This is a genomic window from Chamaesiphon polymorphus CCALA 037 (assembly GCF_003003845.1).
GTDB classification, from domain to species: domain Bacteria; phylum Cyanobacteriota; class Cyanobacteriia; order Cyanobacteriales; family Chamaesiphonaceae; genus Chamaesiphon; species Chamaesiphon polymorphus.
Window position 1 is genome coordinate 1 of record NZ_PVWO01000721.1, and the last position, 2,220, is coordinate 2,220.

A 2,220-nucleotide genomic window follows, 5' to 3' on the forward strand; every position below is an offset into this window, starting at 1 on the left:
GATTTGTCCCCCCGTTTAGAAGGGGGGTTGGGGGGGTAACCCAACCTAAAACGAAGTCTAGCCAACTTATCGGTACGCGGGAGCTTATCAAGGGGAGGGAGCCGGAAACAGAAAGAATATTGCTAAAGCTAACCAGACGAGCGAACGTCGCTCGATCGAGTGGCCGCGAATTCATACGTTATAATCTTTGTAGCTCGTAAGCGGTGGCTAGAGTTTGCCGTAGGCACAGCCTTTGGGAGCGAGAATCGTCGCTACTACTATTAACTATGCAACCCGGTCAGTTATTATGCGATCGCTATCGCATCGAGCAAGCATTAGCCACAGGTGGATTTGGGGAAACTTTTGTGGCTGTGGACACTCATTTACCGAGTCAACCGCAAGTAGTAGTCAAACTGCTCAAGCCGAGTAATAGCGATCCAGCAACGCTCCAAATCGCTCAACGGCTGTTCGAGATGGAAGCAGCAACCCTAGAGCAGTTGGGCAAAGATAACGATCGCATTCCCTCACTCTATGCCTATTTTGAGTTGAGGGGTGAGTTTTATTTAGTGCAGGAATATATCGCTGGAACGACACTAACGGAAGAATTAGACGATCGGAAATTTTCGGAGTCAGATACCCTCGCCATCCTTCACGAAATCTTGACGGGATTGGCTAGAGTTCATCGTCAAAATATCATTCATCGCGATCTCAAACCAGATAATATCATTCGCAGAGAGATCGATCGTAAGTTAGTTCTCATCGATTTTGGTGCCGTCAAACAAGTTCGCGCCGCCATTATCATGACACCGAATCCGGCTGTGAGTAGGACGATTGGCATCGGTACCGAGGGATATATGCCCAGCGAACAAGGTATCGGTTATCCGAAACCAGCGAGTGATATTTATGCTGTTGGTGCGATCGGGATTCAATGTTTAACAGGATCTGCACCTCATCTGTTGTTTGATGAAGATAGTCTGAAAATTGAATGGCAACATCTGCGCCGTGTCAATCCAGATTTGGCAATAGTCTTAACCAAGATGGTAGCACCAGACTATCGCCAACGATATGCTAATGCAACTGAGGCTCTAGACGCGATCGCCTCATTAATGCCTTCATCCATTCCCCCGCATCCACCACAGCCACTATCTACGCCCACGCCGAGCGTAACGCCTGTAGCAGCACCAGTAGTTCGATCGTCATCTGTAAAAACGGTTTCAATACCTGTAAATCGAGAGGTAAAAACGTCATCGAGAGGGATCGATCGACGTAATTTGCTCAAGTGGTTGGGATTTGGTGGGGTTGGTGTAGTTTCAGCTTGGTTACTAAACCGTGTCTTTAGTAATTTACCCGAACTAACCAAGATTCAATTCAAATCTGTCATGCTCGACAGTCAAGGTAAGATTATCGATCGACCTTCCGGTAATGCCCAAATATTTACCGAAGATTTGGGTAATGACGTGAAACTAACAATGGTCAAAATCCCCGCAGGTAAATTTCTGATGGGTTCCCCAGCGAGCGAGCAAAATCGAGCTGATGACGAAAGTCCCCAGCATCAGGTGAGTTTAAAAGCATTTTATCTGGGTCAAACTTTAGTAACTCAAGCTCAGTGGTTAGTAATTATGGGTAATAATCCCTCTTATTTTCAGGAGAATGATAAGTTACCCGTCGATCGGGTGAATTGGTTGGATGCAATGGATTTTTGCGATAAACTCAGTCAAAAGACAGGGAGAACCTATCGACTGCCTAGTGAAGCGGAATGGGAATATGCAGCTCGTGCTGGAACTAATACTCCCTTCGCCTTTGGAGAGACGATTACCCCAGCCGTCGTCAATTATAATGGCAGTCATGATTCCGATCGAGGCTCTGTACAGCGCGAGTATAGTGGCAAAACATCTCCTGTAGGTACTTTCCCTCCAAACCTCTTTGGTTTGTACGATCTCCATGGGAATTTGTGGGAGTGGTGTTTAGATGAGTCGGTGGGTAATTATCATGACGCACCGACAGATGGGAGTGCAAGCGGAGATATTCGATCGCGAGATAAAAATAAAATTCGACGGCTGCGCGGCGGTTCCTGGGAAACTTATCAGTCCCTTTGTCGTTCTGCCTTCAGATTCGCTGATGTAGGGTCGCGAAGAGATTCAATTATCGGTTTTCGAGTTGTTTGCTCACGGTTCGCTCATTTTGGAGAGAGGTAGTCAAATTGGGTTAAAGTTTGACAATGAGCAAGCCTGTAACCTTAAC

At 46.6% G+C, this 2,220-nt stretch carries 1 protein-coding gene; it reads left to right on the forward strand.

Going from position 1 to position 2,220, the window contains the following annotated elements:
* The first annotated feature begins 266 nt into the window (after nt 1–266).
* The gene (locus C7B77_RS28675; RefSeq protein WP_106313099.1) at nt 267–2,174 is read left to right on the forward strand and encodes a bifunctional serine/threonine-protein kinase/formylglycine-generating enzyme family protein; all 1,908 of its coding nucleotides are present in this window, start codon (nt 267–269) and stop codon (nt 2,172–2,174) included.
* Nucleotides 2,175–2,220: the final 46 nt, after the last annotated feature.

Bases quoted from the DNA above. Each gene is read 5' to 3' on its own strand.
- C7B77_RS28675 (WP_106313099.1), top strand. From the start codon at position 267: ATGCAACCCGGTCAGTTATTATGCGATCGCTATCGCATCGAGCAAGCA.